Raw genomic sequence first — 15,474 nt, 5'->3', positions numbered from 1 at the left:
ACACAACGCGGAGAATGTTTTTGCGAGGACTTCGCCCTCGAACGCAGCCTTCGGCAGCTGCTACAGGGATCGTGCGGCGACCAGGTTCTGTGCGAAAAATCATTGATCCGGAGCAATTTCCCGATCAGGAAAACAGGGTAAAACGACCCCGCTCGCTACTTGCAGTAACGTGCATGTAAGGCAACTTCCCGGCCACCTGCCCGTTAAACAGTTTAAAAACCCGCTCAAACAATATTGATTATCATTTAGCGGCAACTATGTTCGTTACATTCCCTACAAAACATAATTGATGAAAACCCGGCTAATGCCCGCAACGCATGGGCTGCGGGGCTTTGGAGGTTCGCTATGTCCTTATTCCTGTAAATAATTTCGCTATAGGAATTTTACTTGCACCGTGTTGTGCCATAAAATCAGCGGGATTGATTGCTGCGACATATCGTCACTGCTTTGTTTCTTTTCAAGCTCAGAGACCTTTGCTCTCTGTTAAGGATTACCAGCATGCCCGAAGCGACAGGACTCATGGCCCACAACTGGGGCTTTGCCATTTTCCTTCTGGGCGTCGTCGGCCTGTGTGCCTTCATGCTCGGCGTCTCCAGCCTTCTTGGGTCAAAAGCCTGGGGCCGCAGCAAAAACGAACCGTTCGAGTCCGGCATGCTACCTACAGGTGGCGCCCGCTTGCGGCTCTCAGCCAAATTCTATCTGGTCGCGATGCTCTTCGTGATCTTCGATATCGAAGCCCTTTTTCTCTTTGCCTGGTCTGTGTCCGTCCGCGAAAGCGGCTGGACCGGATTCGTCGAAGCTCTCGTTTTCATAGCAATTCTGTTGGCAGGCCTTGTCTACCTATTCCGAGTGGGCGCCCTTGACTGGGCTCCGGAAGCTCGTCGTAAGCGGCAAGCGAAGCTGAAACAATGAGGCTTTGGCAATGCAATACAATCTCACCAGGATCGACCCCGATGCTCCTAACGAGCAGTATCCGATTGGCGAACGGGAAACCGTTTCCGATCCGTTAGAAGATCAAGTTCACAAAAACATCTTCATGGGCAAGCTCGAAGACGTGCTTAACGGCACGATCAACTGGGGGCGCAAGAACTCCCTGTGGCCGTATAACTTCGGTCTTTCGTGCTGCTACGTTGAAATGACCACCGCCTTCACGGCGCCCCACGACATCGCGCGCTTTGGCGCCGAGGTTATCCGGGCATCGCCGCGTCAGGCGGATTTCATGGTTATCGCTGGCACCTGCTTCATCAAGATGGCGCCGATCATTCAGCGTCTCTATGAGCAAATGCTCGAACCTAAATGGGTTATTTCCATGGGTTCGTGCGCCAACTCCGGTGGCATGTACGACATCTATTCCGTCGTTCAAGGGGTGGACAAGTTCCTGCCCGTGGACGTCTACGTGCCTGGCTGCCCGCCCCGCCCTGAAGCTTTTCTGCAAGGCTTGATGCTGTTGCAGGAGTCGATTGGACAGGAGCGTCGTCCGCTTTCCTGGGTCGTTGGTGATCAAGGCGTGTATCGCGCCGAGATGCCTTCCGAAAAGGAAAAGCGCCGCGAACAGCGAATCGCAGTCACCAACCTGCGCAGCCCCGACGAAGTCTGATCCAGATCTGCTTCTTATATAGAACGAGACACTGGCTTCATTCTTTACGTTGACCGAAAGCGATAAATAACCATGACTACAGGCAGTGCTCTGTACATCCCGCCTTATAAGGCAGACGACCAGGATGTGGTCGTCGAACTGAATAACCGTTTTGGCCCCGAGGCGTTCACCGCCCAGCCTACCCGCACCGGCATGCCGGTGCTTTGGGTTGCCCGTGCCAAACTCGTCGAAGTCCTGACCTTCCTGCGCAACCTGCCCAAGCCGTACGTCATGCTCTATGACCTGCACGGCGTGGACGAGCGTCTGCGCACCAAGCGTCAAGGGCTGCCAAGCGGCGCCGACTTCACTGTGTTCTATCACTTGATGTCGATCGAACGTAATAGTGACGTGATGATCAAGGTTGCCTTGTCCGAGAGCGACCTCAGCGTGCCGACCGTGACCGGCATCTGGCCGAACGCCAACTGGTACGAGCGTGAAGTGTGGGACATGTACGGCATCAACTTTGCCGGTCACCCGCACCTGACCCGCATCATGATGCCGCCGACCTGGGAAGGTCACCCGCTGCGCAAGGACTTCCCGGCCCGCGCCACCGAGTTCGACCCGTTCACCCTGAACCTGGCCAAGCAACAGCTTGAGGAAGAAGCCGCGCGCTTCAAGCCTGAAGACTGGGGCATGAAGCGTTCCGGTGCGAACGAGGACTACATGTTCCTCAACCTCGGCCCTAACCACCCTTCGGCACACGGTGCGTTCCGCATTATCCTGCAGCTGGACGGTGAAGAGATCGTCGATTGCGTGCCTGACGTTGGCTACCACCACCGTGGTGCCGAGAAGATGGCCGAGCGTCAGTCCTGGCACAGCTTCATTCCGTACACCGACCGTATCGATTACCTCGGTGGCGTGATGAACAACCTGCCGTACGTGCTCTCGGTCGAGAAGCTGGCCGGCATCAAGGTGCCCGAGAAGGTCGACGTCATCCGCATCATGATGGCCGAGTTCTTCCGGATCACCAGCCACCTGCTGTTCCTCGGGACGTACATCCAGGACGTTGGCGCCATGACGCCGGTGTTCTTCACCTTCACCGACCGCCAGAAGGCGTACACGGTGATCGAAGCCATCACCGGTTTCCGTCTGCACCCGGCCTGGTATCGCATCGGTGGTGTCGCCCACGACCTGCCACGCGGCTGGGAAAAACTGGTGAAAGACTTCGTCGAGTGGATGCCAAAGCGTCTGGACGAATACCAGAAAGCCGCACTGGACAACAGCATCCTCAAAGGCCGGACCATCGGCGTCGCCGCCTACAACACCAAAGAAGCCTTCGAATGGGGCGTCACCGGTGCAGGCTTGCGTTCGACCGGTTGCGACTTCGACCTGCGTAAAGCGCGTCCGTACTCCGGTTACGAGAACTTCGAATTCGAAGTACCGCTGGCCGCCAATGGCGATGCCTACGACCGTTGCATCGTGCGCGTCGAAGAAATGCGCCAGAGCATCAAGATCATCGAGCAGTGCATGCGCAACATGCCGGAAGGCCCGTACAAGGCGGATCACCCGCTGACCACGCCGCCGCCCAAAGAGCGCACGCTGCAGCACATCGAGACCCTGATCACGCACTTCCTGCAAGTTTCGTGGGGCCCGGTCATGCCGGCCAACGAATCCTTCCAGATGATTGAAGCGACCAAGGGCATCAACAGTTATTACCTGACGAGCGATGGCGGCACCATGAGCTACCGCACCCGGATTCGTACTCCAAGCTTCCCGCACTTGCAGCAGATCCCTTCGGTGATCAAAGGCAGCATGGTCGCGGACTTGATTGCGTACCTGGGTAGTATCGATTTCGTTATGGCCGACGTGGACCGCTAAGCATGAATAGCACGCTTATCCAGACAGACCGTTTCGCCCTGAGCGAAACCGAGCGCTCGGCCATCGAGCACGAGCTGCATCACTACGAAGACCCGCGCGCGGCGTCGATCGAAGCCCTGAAGATCGTCCAGAAGGAACGTGGCTGGGTGCCTGACGGCGCGCTCTACGCCATCGGCGAGATCCTCGGCATTCCGGCGAGCGACGTTGAAGGGGTGGCTACTTTCTATAGCCAGATCTTCCGTCAGCCGGTCGGCCGCCACATCATTCGCGTCTGCGACAGCATGGTCTGCTACATCGGCGGCCACGAATCGGTTGTCAGCGAAATCCAGAGCAATCTGGGCATCGGCCTGGGTCAGACCACCGCCGACGGTCGTTTCACCCTGCTGCCGGTCTGCTGCCTCGGCAACTGTGACAAGGCGCCGGCGTTGATGATCGACGACGACACCTTCGGTGATGTGCAGCCTGCCGGCGTTGCCAAATTGCTCGAGGGCTACGTATGACCCTGACTTCCTTCGGTCCTGCCAACCGCATCAAGCGGTCGGCCGAGACTCACCCGCTCACCTGGCGTCTGCGTGACGACGGCGAAGCTGTCTGGCTCGACGAGTACCAGGCCAAGAACGGTTACGCTGCTGCGCGCAAGGCCTTCGCCGACATGGCTCAGGACGACATCGTCCAGACCGTGAAAGACGCAGGCTTGAAAGGCCGCGGCGGTGCAGGCTTCCCCACTGGCGTTAAGTGGGGCCTGATGCCAAAAGACGAATCCATCAACATCCGCTACCTGCTGTGCAACGCGGATGAGATGGAGCCGAACACCTGGAAAGACCGCATGCTGATGGAGCAACTGCCCCATCTGCTGATCGAAGGCATGCTGATCAGTGCTCGCGCGCTGAAAACCTACCGTGGTTACATCTTCCTGCGTGGCGAATACACCACCGCCGCCAAGCACCTGAACCGTGCCGTGGAAGAAGCCAAGGCAGCCGGCCTGCTGGGCAAGAACATCCTGGGCAGCGGCTTCGATTTCGAGCTGTTCGTCCACACCGGTGCCGGGCGTTATATCTGCGGTGAAGAAACCGCACTGATCAACTCCCTCGAAGGCCGCCGCGCCAACCCGCGCTCCAAGCCGCCCTTCCCTGCCGCCGTAGGCGTGTGGGGCAAGCCGACGTGCGTGAACAACGTTGAAACCCTGTGCAACGTCCCGGCGATCATTGCCGACGGCGTGGACTGGTACAAATCGTTGGCGCGCGAAGGCAGCGAAGACATGGGCACCAAGCTCATGGGCTTCTCCGGCAAGGTCAAGAACCCGGGCCTGTGGGAATTGCCATTCGGCGTCACCGGTCGCGAGTTGTTCGAAGACTACGCCGGCGGCATGCGCGACGGTTACACGCTCAAGTGCTGGCAGCCAGGCGGCGCCGGTACTGGTTTCCTGTTGCCGGAACACCTGGACGCACAAATGTACGCCGGCGGCATCGCCAAAGTGGGCACCCGTATGGGTACTGGCCTGGCCATGGCGGTGGACGACAGCGTCAATATGGTGTCCCTGCTGCGCAACATGGAAGAGTTCTTCTCCCGTGAATCCTGCGGTTTCTGCACCCCGTGCCGTGACGGTCTGCCGTGGAGCGTCAAGCTGCTGCGTGCAATCGAGAACGGTGAAGGGCAAGCCGGCGATATCGAGACCCTGCTGGGTCTGGTCGGTTTCCTCGGCCCAGGCAAGACCTTCTGTGCTCACGCACCGGGCGCCGTGGAGCCGTTGGGCAGCGCAATCAAATACTTCCGCCATGAGTTCGAAGCCGGCATCGCGCCTGTCAGCGCTGTCGTCCCGCCTCTGGCAAGGCCGATTGTAGTCGGCGCTTAACGCTTTAAAAAAGCGAACGGTCCGTGCCGTTCGCTTTTCGTGCGATGACGCCTTTAACGGCTGTTTTGATTCGCGCGAATAACAAGATTCCATTAGCCACGCCCGCTGACACCGGGCCAACGAAGAACTTTGAACCATGGCCACTATCCACGTAGACGGCAAAGAGCTCGAAGTCGATGGGGCAGACAACCTGTTACAGGCGTGTCTGTCGCTAGGCCTCGATATCCCTTATTTCTGCTGGCACCCAGCCCTTGGCAGTGTTGGCGCTTGCCGCCAGTGCGCGGTCAAGCAGTACACCGACGAAAACGACAAGCGTGGTCGGATCGTCATGTCCTGCATGACGCCAGCTACCGACGGCAGCTGGATCTCCATTGACGACGAAGAAGCGAAAGTGTTTCGCGCCAGCGTCGTCGAATGGCTGATGACCAACCACCCTCACGACTGCCCGGTCTGTGAGGAAGGCGGTCACTGCCACCTGCAAGACATGACCGTGATGACCGGCCACAACGAGCGCCGTTATCGCTTCACCAAGCGTACCCACCAGAACCAGCAACTGGGCCCGTTCATTTCCCACGAAATGAACCGCTGCATCGCTTGCTACCGCTGCGTGCGCTTTTATAAGGATTACGCTGGCGGCACCGACCTCGGCGTATTCGGCGCCCACGACAACGTGTACTTCGGTCGCGTTGAAGACGGCACCCTGGAAAGCGAGTTCTCCGGCAACCTCACCGAGGTCTGCCCGACCGGTGTGTTCACCGACAAGACGCACTCCGAGCGTTACAACCGTAAGTGGGACATGCAGTTCTCGCCGAGCATCTGCCATGGCTGCTCCAGCGGTTGCAACATCTCCCCGGGCGAGCGCTACGGTGAACTGCGTCGTATCGAAAACCGTTTCAACGGTTCGGTAAACCAGTATTTCCTGTGCGACCGTGGCCGTTTCGGCTATGGCTACGTCAACCGCAAGGATCGCCCGCGTCAGCCACTGCTGGCCAACGGCGCCAAGCTGACCCTCGACGAAGCACTGGATAAAGCCGCCGACCTGCTGCGCGGTCGCAACATCGTCGGTATCGGTTCGCCCCGCGCCAGCCTCGAAAGCAACTACGCGTTGCGCGAACTGGTCGGTGCCGAGCACTTCTACTCCGGTATTGAAGCCGCCGAGCTGGAACGCATTCGTCTGGTCATGCAGGTGTTGAAAGACAGCCCGCTGCCGATCCCGAACATGCGCGACATCGAAGACCACGACGCGATTTTCGTCCTCGGTGAAGACCTGACCCAGACTGCTGCCCGCATGGCCCTGTCCCTGCGTCAATCGGTCAAGGGCAAAGCCGAAGACATGGCCGACGCCATGCGCGTTCAGCCTTGGCTCGACGCTGCAGTGAAGAACATCGGTCAGAAAGAACTGAACCCGCTGTTCATCGCCAGCCTGGCTGAAACCAAGCTCGACGACATCGCTGAAGAATGCGTACACGCGGCGCCAGACGACCTGGCCCGCATCGGTTTCGCCGTGGCTCACGCCCTCGACGCCAGCGCGCCTGCCGTTGAAGGCCTGGACACCGATGCACTGGACCTGGCCAAGCGCATTGCCGACGCCCTGCTCGCGGCCAAGCGTCCGCTGATCATCGCGGGTACTTCCCTGGGCTCCAAAGCCTTGATCGAAGCCGCCGCGAACATCGCCAAAGCCCTGAAGCTGCGCGAGAAGAACGGTTCCATCAGCCTGATCGTGCCAGAGGCCAACAGCCTCGGCCTGGCCATGCTCGGTGGCAACTCGGTCGACGACGCGCTGCAAGCGGTGATAGACGGTAAGGCCGACGCTATCGTCGTGCTGGAAAACGATCTGTACACCCGCACCGACAAAGCGAAGGTCGATGCCGCCCTGACCGCCGCGAAAGTGGTGATCGTTGCCGACCATCAGAAGACTGCCACCAGCGATCGCGCGCACCTGGTCCTGCCAGCCGCCAGCTTCGCTGAAGGCGACGGTACGTTGGTCAGCCAGGAAGGCCGCGCCCAGCGCTTCTTCCAGGTCTTCGACCCGACTTACCTCGACGCGAGCATCCTGGTTCACGAAGGCTGGCGCTGGCTGCATGCCCTGCGCGCAACCCTGTTGACCCAGCCGATCGACTGGACCCAACTGGACCACGTCACCGCTGCCGTTGCTGCAAGCACCCCGCAACTGGCGCGCATCGTCGATGCCGCGCCGTCCGCTGCGTTCCGCATCAAAGGCCTGAAACTGGCTCGCGAACCACTGCGTTACTCCGGTCGCACCGCCATGCGCGCTGACATCAGCGTGCACGAACCGCGTACTTCCCAGGATAACGACACCGCGTTCTCGTTCTCCATGGAAGGTTACTCGGGCTCGGTCGAACCGCGTCAGCAAGTACCATTCGCCTGGTCTCCGGGCTGGAACTCGCCGCAGGCCTGGAACAAGTTCCAGGACGAAGTCGGTGGTCACATCCGCGCTGGCGACCCGGGCACCCGCCTGATCGAAAGCACCGGTGATTCGCTGAACTGGTTCGCCAGTGTTCCGCGCGCCTTCAACCCGGCCCAGGGCACCTGGCAGGTTGTGCCGTTCTTCCACCTGTTCGGCAGCGAAGAGAACTCTTCCAAAGCCGCACCGGTACAAGAACGCATTCCAGCCGCCTACGTGTCGCTGGCCAAGTCCGAAGCCGACCGTCTGGGTGTCAATGACGGCGCCATGCTGAGCTTGAACGTGGCTGGTCAGACCCTGCGTCTGCCGCTGCGCATCAACGAAGAGCTGGGTGCCGGTCTGGTGGCATTGCCTGCGGGCATCGCCGGCATTCCGCCAGCGATCTTTGGCAAAACCGTTGATGGTCTGCAGGAGGCAGCGCTATGACTTGGTTCACTCCTGAAGTGATCGACGTGATTATCGCGGTCATCCAGGCCATCGTGATTCTGCTCGCCGTGGTGGTGTGCGGCGCGCTGCTGAGCTGGGTCGAGCGTCGTCTGCTCGCCCTCTGGCAGGACCGTTACGGTCCGAACCGCGTCGGCCCGTTCGGCGCGTTCCAGATCGCGGCCGACATGATCAAGATGTTCTTCAAGGAAGACTGGACCCCGCCGTTCGCCGACAAGATGATCTTCACGTTGGCACCGGTCGTGGCCATGAGCGCCTTGCTGATTGCCTTCGCGATCATCCCGATCACCCCGACCTGGGGCGTGGCGGATCTGAACATCGGCATCCTGTTCTTCTTCGCCATGGCCGGTCTGTCGGTCTACGCGGTGTTGTTCGCCGGCTGGTCGAGTAACAACAAGTTCGCCCTGCTGGGCAGCTTGCGGGCCTCGGCACAAACCGTGTCGTACGAAGTGTTCATGGGCCTGTCGTTGATGGGCATCGTGATCCAGGTCGGCTCGTTCAACATGCGCGACATCGTCGACTATCAAGCGCAGAACCTGTGGTTCATCATTCCGCAGATCTTCGGTTTCCTGACGTTCTTCATTGCTGGCGTCGCCGTGACTCACCGTCACCCGTTCGACCAGCCGGAAGCGGAACAGGAACTGGCCGACGGTTACCACATTGAATACGCCGGCATGAAATGGGGCATGTTCTTCGTCGGCGAGTACATCGGCATCGTGTTGATTTCGGCGCTGCTGGTGACCTTGTTCTTCGGTGGCTGGCACGGTCCGTTCGGCATTCTGCCGCAGATCCCGTTCATCTGGTTCGCGCTGAAAACCGCGTTCTTCATCATGATCTTCATCCTGCTGCGCGCCTCGATTCCGCGCCCACGGTATGACCAAGTGATGGATTTCAGCTGGAAGTTCTGCCTGCCGCTGACCCTCGTCAACATGCTGGTGACCGCTGCGATCGTGTTGCTCAACACGCCCGCCGTCGCGGCTCAGTGAGGATAGAGAATCATGAAGTACATATTTGACATCGTGCATGGCTTCTTCACCCAGCTTCGCAGCCTGGTGATGATCTTCGGCCACGCCTTCCGCAAGCGCGACACGCTGCAGTACCCGGAAGAAGCCGTGTACCTGCCGCCGCGCTACCGTGGACGTATCGTCCTGACCCGCGACCCCGACGGCGAAGAGCGCTGTGTAGCCTGCAACCTGTGCGCCGTGGCGTGCCCGGTCGGCTGCATCTCGTTGCAGAAAGCTGAAACCGAAGACGGTCGCTGGTATCCGGACTTCTTCCGCATCAACTTCTCGCGCTGCATTTTCTGCGGCCTCTGCGAGGAAGCCTGCCCGACCACCGCGATCCAGCTGACACCGGATTTCGAAATGGCCGAGTTCAAACGTCAGGACCTGGTTTACGAGAAAGAAGATCTGTTGATCTCCGGCCCCGGTAAAAACCCTGATTACAACTTCTATCGTGTTGCAGGTATGGCGATTGCCGGTAAGCCAAAAGGCTCCGCGCAGAATGAAGCCCAGCCGATCAACGTGAAGAGCTTGCTGCCTTAAGGAAGAAAGATGGAATTCGCTTTCTATTTCGCATCGGGTATCGCTGTTGTGTCCACGCTTCGTGTGATCACCAACACCAACCCCGTGCACGCCCTGCTCTACCTGATCATTTCGCTGATCGCCGTGGCGATGACGTTCTTCGCCCTCGGCGCACCGTTCGCCGGTGTGCTGGAAGTGATCGCCTACGCTGGCGCCATCATGGTGCTGTTCGTGTTCGTGGTGATGATGCTGAACCTCGGCCCGGCCTCGGTTCAGCAGGAGCGCGTGTGGCTCAAGCCCGGTATCTGGCTCGGCCCGGTGATTCTCGGCGCCCTGCTGCTGGCTGAACTGCTGTATGTGCTGTTCAGCCACGACAGCGGCCAGGCCGTCGGCCACACCACCGTAGACGCCAAGGCCGTGGGCATCAGCCTGTTCGGTCCTTATCTGCTGGTGGTCGAACTCGCCTCGATGTTGCTGCTTGCCGCAGCCGTCACGGCGTTCCACTTGGGCCGCAACGAAGCCAAGGAGCAATGACGATGCCTGCTATCCCTATGGAGCATGGTCTGGCGGTTGCCGGCATCCTGTTCTGCCTCGGTCTGGTCGGCCTGATGGTCCGCCGCAACATTCTCTTCGTGCTGATGAGCCTGGAGGTCATGATGAATGCCTCCGCTTTGGCTTTCATCGTCGCCGGTAGCCGCTGGGCGCAGCCGGATGGACAGATCATGTTCATCCTGGTGATCAGCCTGGCAGCCGCCGAGGCCAGTATTGGCCTGGCGATTCTGTTGCAGCTGTATCGCCGCTTCCACACTCTCGATATCGACGCTGCCAGCGAGATGCGCGGATGAATCTTCTCTATCTGACTTTCGTATTCCCTCTCATCGGTTTCCTGCTGCTGTCGTTCTCACGCGGCCGCTTCTCGGAAAACCTTTCGGCGCTGATCGGCGTCGGCTCCATTGGCCTGTCGGCGATCGTGACTGCTTATGTGATCTGGCAGTTCAACGTTGCGCCACCTGAAGGCGGTCACTACACCCAGGTGTTGTGGCAGTGGATGGCGGTGGAAGGCTTTACGCCGAACTTCGCGCTGTACCTGGATGGTCTGTCCGTGACCATGCTCGGCGTGGTCGTCGGCGTCGGCTTCCTGATCCACCTGTTCGCGTCCTGGTACATGCGCGGTGAAGCCGGTTACTCGCGCTTCTTCGCCTACACCAACCTGTTTATCGCCAGCATGCTGTTCCTGGTGCTGGGCGATAACCTGTTGTTCCTGTACTTCGGTTGGGAAGGCGTGGGCCTGTGCTCGTACCTGTTGATCGGTTTCTACTACAGCAACCGCAACAACGGTAACGCGGCACTCAAGGCCTTTATCGTCACCCGTATCGGCGACGTGTTCATGGCCATCGGCCTGTTCATTCTGTTTGCGCAACTGGGCACGCTGAACATCCAGGAACTGCTGGTGCTGGCACCGCAGAAATTCCAGGCCGGCGACTTCTGGATGGTCATGGCCACCCTGATGCTGCTGGGTGGCGCTGTCGGTAAATCCGCGCAACTGCCACTGCAAACCTGGCTGGCGGATGCGATGGCCGGTCCTACCCCGGTTTCGGCACTGATCCACGCCGCGACCATGGTGACCGCCGGTGTCTACCTGATCGCCCGTACTCACGGCCTGTTCACCCTGGCGCCGGACATCCTGCACCTGGTCGGCATCGTCGGCGGCGTGACCCTGGTTCTGGCGGGTTTTGCCGCCCTGGTACAGACCGACATCAAACGTATCCTCGCCTACTCGACCATGAGCCAGATCGGCTACATGTTCCTGGCGCTGGGCGTGGGTGCATGGGATGGCGCGATCTTCCACCTGATGACCCACGCCTTCTTCAAGGCGCTGCTGTTCCTTGCGTCCGGTTCGGTGATCGTTGCCTGCCACCACGAGCAGAACATCTTCAAGATGGGCGGCCTGTGGAAAAAACTGCCACTGGCCTACGCCAGCTTCATCGTCGGCGGCGCGGCCCTGTCGGCCCTGCCACTGGTGACCGCGGGCTTCTACTCCAAGGACGAAATCCTCTGGGAAGCGTTCGCCAGCGGCAACCACGGTCTGCTGTACGCAGGTCTGGTCGGTGCGTTCATGACGTCGCTGTACACCTTCCGCCTGATCTTCATCGCGTTCCACGGTGAAGCGAAGACCGAAGCGCACGCCGGTCACGGCATCGCTCACTGGCTGCCACTGTCGGTGCTGATCGTGCTGTCGACCTTCGTCGGCGCCATGATCGTTCCGCCACTGCACGGCGTGCTGCCGGAAAGCGTCGGCCACGCCGGCGGCGAAGCCAAGCACAGTCTGGAAATCGCCTCGGGCGCCATTGCCCTGGCCGGTATCCTGCTGTCCGCGCTGCTGTTCCTCGGCAAGCGGCGTTTCGTCACTGCAATCGCCAACAGCGGCATTGGCCGCTTCCTTTCGGCCTGGTGGTTCGCTGCCTGGGGCTTCGACTGGATCTACGACAAACTGTTCGTCAAGCCATACCTTGCGATCAGCCACGCACTGCGCAAAGACCCGCTCGACCAGACCATCGGTCTGATCCCGCGTATGGCCAAAGGCGGCCACACCGCCCTGAGCCGTACCGAAACCGGTCAACTGCGTTGGTACGCGGCCTCGATGGCAGCCGGCTCCGTGCTGGTCATCGGCGCCATTGTGCTGGTAGCGGTCTGAATATGAACCTTGCGAACTTGCGAAAGGAATTGAGCCCGTCATGATTCTGCCTTGGCTAATCCTGATCCCCTTCATCGGCGGCCTGCTGTGCTGGATGGGTGAGCGCTTCGGCGCCACCCTCCCCCGCTGGATTGCGCTGTTGACCATGACCCTGGAACTCGCGCTCGGCCTCTGGCTGTGGGCCCACGGTAATTATTCATTTGCTCCGGCGCCTGGCGCGGATCCGACCTGGGTGCTTGAGTTCAAGCACATCTGGATCCAGCGCTTCGGCATCAGCGTGCACCTGGCCCTCGACGGCCTGTCGCTGCTGATGATCCTGCTGACCGGCCTGCTGGGTATCCTCTCGGTACTCTGCTCGTGGAAAGAGATCCAGCGTCACGTTGGCTTCTTCCACCTGAACCTGATGTGGATCCTGGGCGGTGTCGTCGGCGTGTTCCTCGCCCTCGACCTGTTCATGTTCTTCTTCTTCTGGGAAATGATGCTGGTGCCGATGTACTTCCTCATCGCGCTCTGGGGTCACAGTTCTTCGGACGGCAAGAAAACCCGGATCTACGCGGCGACCAAGTTCTTCATCTTCACTCAGGCTTCCGGCCTGATCATGTTGGTGGCGATCCTCGGTCTGGTACTGGTCAACTTCAACGACACCGGCGTGATTACCTTCAACTACGCCGACCTGTTGAAAACCAAGATGTCGCTCACCACCGAGTACATCCTGATGCTCGGCTTCTTCATCGCCTTCGCGGTGAAACTGCCGGTCGTACCGTTCCACTCCTGGTTGCCTGACGCTCACGCCCAGGCGCCAACAGCAGGTTCGGTCGACCTGGCCGGTATCTTGCTGAAGACGGCGGCCTACGGTCTGCTGCGTTTCGCCTTGCCGCTGTTCCCGAATGCCTCGGCCGAGTTCGCGCCGATCGCCATGACCCTGGGTCTGATCGGGATTTTCTACGGTGCTTTCCTGGCGTTCGCGCAAACCGACATCAAGCGACTGATCGCCTACTCCTCCGTTTCCCACATGGGCTTCGTGTTGATCGGCATCTACTCCGGCAGCCAACTGGCGCTGCAAGGCGCGGTGATGCAGATGCTGGCTCACGGTCTGTCGGCCGCGGCACTCTTTATCCTCAGCGGTCAGCTGTACGAACGCACTCACACCCGTGATATGCGTGAAATGGGTGGCCTGTGGTCGAAGATCGCTTACCTGCCGGCCATCAGCCTGTTCTTCGCGGCCGCATCGCTGGGCTTGCCGGGGACCGGTAACTTTGTCGGTGAGTTCCTGATTCTGATCGGCACGTTCGCCGCTGCGCCATGGATTACCGTGATCGCAACGTCGGGCCTGGTGTTCGGTTCGGTCTACTCGCTGATCATGATCCACCGTGCCTACTTCGGCCCGTCCAAATCGGACGCGGTGATGCATGGCATGGACGGTCGCGAACTGATCATGGTGGTCGGTCTGGCGGCGCTGCTGATTTACATCGGCGTCTACCCGCAGCCGTTCCTCGACACTTCTGCCGCGACGATGCATGGCGTGCAGCAGTGGCTCGGCACCGCCTTCACTCAACTCGCTTCGGCCCGGTAAGAGCGCTATGGAATTCACGACTCAACACTTTATCGCGCTTGCGCCGTTGTTGATCACCAGCGCCACGATCATCGTGGTGATGCTGGCGATCGCCTGGCGCCGCAACCACTCGCAGACCTTCCTGATTTCCGTGGCGGGTTTGAACCTGGCGTTGCTGTCGATCCTGCCAGCCTTGAAAGTCGCGCCTCTGGCCGTGACCCCACTGCTGCAGATTGATAGCTTCGCGTGTCTGTACATGGCGCTGATCCTGGTCGCCACCCTCGCTTGTGTCACCCTCGCCCACGCCTACCTCGGCGATGGCGGTTCGGGTTACCCGGGCAACCGTGAAGAACTGTACCTGCTGATCCTGATGGCCGCCGCGGGTGGCCTGGTTCTGGTCAGCGCGCAGCACCTGGCCGGCTTGTTCATCGGTCTGGAACTGCTCTCGGTGCCGGTCTACGGTCTGGTGGCCTACGCCTTCTTCAACAAGCGCTCGCTGGAAGCCGGTATCAAGTACATGGTGCTGTCGGCCGCCGGTTCTGCGTTCCTGTTGTTCGGTATGGCCCTGCTCTACGCCGACGCAGGCTCCCTGAGCTTCGTCGGTATCGGCCAGGCGCTGGCGGCTACTGGCCTGCCAAGCTCGCTGGCGCAACTGGGCCTGGGCATGATGATGATCGGCCTGGCGTTCAAACTGTCGCTGGTGCCGTTCCACCTCTGGACCCCGGACGTCTACGAAGGTGCTCCGGCACCGGTGGCGGCGTTCCTGGCCACCGCTTCGAAGGTCGCGGTATTTGCGGTGATGGTGCGTCTGTTCCAGATCTCGCCAGCGGCAAGCAGCGGTGTCCTGAGCAACGTGCTGACCATCATCGCCATCGCGTCGATCCTGTTCGGTAACCTGCTGGCACTGACCCAGAGCAACCTCAAGCGTCTGCTGGGTTACTCGTCCATCGCTCACTTCGGTTACCTGCTGATCGCCCTGGTGGCGAGCAAAGGCCTGGCCGTGGAAGCCATCGGCGTGTACCTGGTCACCTACGTGATCACCAGCCTCGGCGCGTTCGGCGTGATTACGCTGATGTCCTCGCCGTACAACGGTCGCGACGCCGATGCCCTGTACGAATACCGCGGCCTGTTCTGGCGCCGTCCGTACCTGACCGCCGTACTGACCGTGATGATGCTGTCCCTGGCCGGCATCCCGCTGACCGCGGGCTTCATCGGCAAGTTCTACATCATCGCCACCGGTGTCGAGTCGCACCAATGGTGGCTGGTCGGTTCTCTGGTACTGGGCAGCGCCATCGGCGTCTTCTACTACCTGCGCGTCATGGTCACCCTGTACCTGATCGAACCGAACCTGCGTCGCCACGATGCGCAACTGCACTGGGAACAACGTGCAGGCGGCGTGATGCTGCTGGCCATCGCAGCACTGGCGTTCTTCCTGGGTCTGTATCCACAGCCGTTGCTGGTTCTGATTCAGCAGGCGGGACTGGCGGGTTGATCGCTTAGCGTTACTTGGTAGAAAACAGAAACGGCAC

Annotated in this window: 13 protein-coding genes; all 13 read left to right on the top strand. The window is 60.2% G+C overall.

Annotation, left to right across the window (positions count from 1 at the left end; translation table 11 throughout):
• The first annotated feature begins 498 nt into the window (after nt 1-498).
• The 13 genes from AEQ67_RS25800 (at nt 499) to nuoN (ending at nt 15,437) form a co-directional block, all read left to right on the top strand.
• On the top strand, nt 499-912 hold the full coding sequence (locus AEQ67_RS25800) for an NADH-quinone oxidoreductase subunit A (protein WP_003223812.1): 414 nt from the start codon (nt 499-501) through the stop codon (nt 910-912).
• Nucleotides 913-922: 10 nt separating this feature from the next.
• Nucleotides 923-1,597, top strand: coding sequence for a NuoB/complex I 20 kDa subunit family protein (locus AEQ67_RS25795; RefSeq protein WP_007946424.1), 675 nt, complete (start codon nt 923-925; stop codon nt 1,595-1,597).
• Between the two features lie 72 nt (nt 1,598-1,669).
• The gene (gene nuoC, locus AEQ67_RS25790; protein WP_059406602.1) at nt 1,670-3,454 is read left to right on the top strand and encodes an NADH-quinone oxidoreductase subunit C/D; all 1,785 of its coding nucleotides are present in this window, start codon (nt 1,670-1,672) and stop codon (nt 3,452-3,454) included.
• Nucleotides 3,455-3,456: 2 nt separating this feature from the next.
• Nucleotides 3,457-3,954, top strand: a complete 498-nt coding sequence (gene nuoE, locus AEQ67_RS25785) for an NADH-quinone oxidoreductase subunit NuoE (RefSeq protein ID WP_008146039.1) — start codon at nt 3,457-3,459, stop codon at nt 3,952-3,954.
• Nucleotides 3,951-5,306: an NADH-quinone oxidoreductase subunit NuoF gene (gene nuoF, locus AEQ67_RS25780; RefSeq protein WP_059406601.1), complete on the top strand. Its 1,356-nt coding sequence runs from the start codon at nt 3,951-3,953 to the stop codon at nt 5,304-5,306. The genes nuoE and nuoF overlap by 4 nt, the downstream gene beginning before the upstream one ends.
• A gap of 136 nt (nt 5,307-5,442) precedes the next feature.
• Nucleotides 5,443-8,157 (top strand): NADH-quinone oxidoreductase subunit NuoG, encoded by a 2,715-nt coding sequence (gene nuoG, locus AEQ67_RS25775; RefSeq protein ID WP_059406600.1) that lies wholly within the window; start codon nt 5,443-5,445, stop codon nt 8,155-8,157.
• Complete coding sequence (gene nuoH, locus AEQ67_RS25770; RefSeq protein WP_059406599.1) at nt 8,154-9,161, top strand: NADH-quinone oxidoreductase subunit NuoH; 1,008 nt, start codon at nt 8,154-8,156, stop codon at nt 9,159-9,161. Before nuoG ends, nuoH begins: the two co-directional genes overlap by 4 nt.
• Nucleotides 9,162-9,173: 12 nt before the next feature.
• On the top strand, nt 9,174-9,719 hold the full coding sequence (gene nuoI / locus AEQ67_RS25765) for an NADH-quinone oxidoreductase subunit NuoI (RefSeq protein WP_007946418.1): 546 nt from the start codon (nt 9,174-9,176) through the stop codon (nt 9,717-9,719).
• Nucleotides 9,720-9,728: 9 nt separating this feature from the next.
• On the top strand, nt 9,729-10,232 hold the full coding sequence (gene nuoJ / locus AEQ67_RS25760) for an NADH-quinone oxidoreductase subunit J (RefSeq protein WP_059406598.1): 504 nt from the start codon (nt 9,729-9,731) through the stop codon (nt 10,230-10,232).
• A 2-nt stretch (nt 10,233-10,234) separates the two neighbouring features.
• Nucleotides 10,235-10,543 carry an NADH-quinone oxidoreductase subunit NuoK gene (gene nuoK, locus AEQ67_RS25755; protein ID WP_007946416.1) on the top strand — a complete coding sequence of 103 codons (309 nt, stop codon included), beginning with the start codon at nt 10,235-10,237 and terminating at the stop codon, nt 10,541-10,543.
• On the top strand, nt 10,540-12,393 hold the full coding sequence (nuoL, locus tag AEQ67_RS25750) for an NADH-quinone oxidoreductase subunit L (RefSeq protein ID WP_059406597.1): 1,854 nt from the start codon (nt 10,540-10,542) through the stop codon (nt 12,391-12,393). Before nuoK ends, nuoL begins: the two co-directional genes overlap by 4 nt.
• A 40-nt stretch (nt 12,394-12,433) precedes the next feature.
• Nucleotides 12,434-13,966 (top strand): NADH-quinone oxidoreductase subunit M, encoded by a 1,533-nt coding sequence (gene nuoM / locus AEQ67_RS25745; protein ID WP_059406596.1) that lies wholly within the window; start codon nt 12,434-12,436, stop codon nt 13,964-13,966.
• Between the two features lie 7 nt (nt 13,967-13,973).
• Nucleotides 13,974-15,437, top strand: coding sequence for an NADH-quinone oxidoreductase subunit NuoN (gene nuoN / locus AEQ67_RS25740; protein WP_059406595.1), 1,464 nt, complete (start codon nt 13,974-13,976; stop codon nt 15,435-15,437).
• Nucleotides 15,438-15,474: the final 37 nt, after the last annotated feature.

Origin of the sequence: Pseudomonas sp. RIT-PI-q, from assembly GCF_001297125.1 — a bacterium.
GTDB lineage: Bacteria > Pseudomonadota > Gammaproteobacteria > Pseudomonadales > Pseudomonadaceae > Aquipseudomonas.
This window is presented reverse-complemented; position numbering and strand designations above follow the sequence as displayed.

Bases quoted from the DNA above. Each gene is read 5' to 3' on its own strand.
- nuoI (WP_007946418.1), top strand. From the start codon at position 9,174: ATGAAGTACATATTTGACATCGTGCATGGCTTCTTCACCCAGCTTCGC.
- nuoG (WP_059406600.1), top strand. From the start codon at position 5,443: ATGGCCACTATCCACGTAGACGGCAAAGAGCTCGAAGTCGATGGGGCA.
- nuoM (WP_059406596.1), top strand. From the start codon at position 12,434: ATGATTCTGCCTTGGCTAATCCTGATCCCCTTCATCGGCGGCCTGCTG.
- AEQ67_RS25795 (WP_007946424.1), top strand. From the start codon at position 923: ATGCAATACAATCTCACCAGGATCGACCCCGATGCTCCTAACGAGCAG.
- nuoE (WP_008146039.1), top strand. From the start codon at position 3,457: ATGAATAGCACGCTTATCCAGACAGACCGTTTCGCCCTGAGCGAAACC.
- nuoN (WP_059406595.1), top strand. From the start codon at position 13,974: ATGGAATTCACGACTCAACACTTTATCGCGCTTGCGCCGTTGTTGATC.
- nuoH (WP_059406599.1), top strand. From the start codon at position 8,154: ATGACTTGGTTCACTCCTGAAGTGATCGACGTGATTATCGCGGTCATC.
- nuoF (WP_059406601.1), top strand. From the start codon at position 3,951: ATGACCCTGACTTCCTTCGGTCCTGCCAACCGCATCAAGCGGTCGGCC.
- nuoJ (WP_059406598.1), top strand. From the start codon at position 9,729: ATGGAATTCGCTTTCTATTTCGCATCGGGTATCGCTGTTGTGTCCACG.
- nuoL (WP_059406597.1), top strand. From the start codon at position 10,540: ATGAATCTTCTCTATCTGACTTTCGTATTCCCTCTCATCGGTTTCCTG.
- AEQ67_RS25800 (WP_003223812.1), top strand. From the start codon at position 499: ATGCCCGAAGCGACAGGACTCATGGCCCACAACTGGGGCTTTGCCATT.
- nuoC (WP_059406602.1), top strand. From the start codon at position 1,670: ATGACTACAGGCAGTGCTCTGTACATCCCGCCTTATAAGGCAGACGAC.
- nuoK (WP_007946416.1), top strand. From the start codon at position 10,235: ATGCCTGCTATCCCTATGGAGCATGGTCTGGCGGTTGCCGGCATCCTG.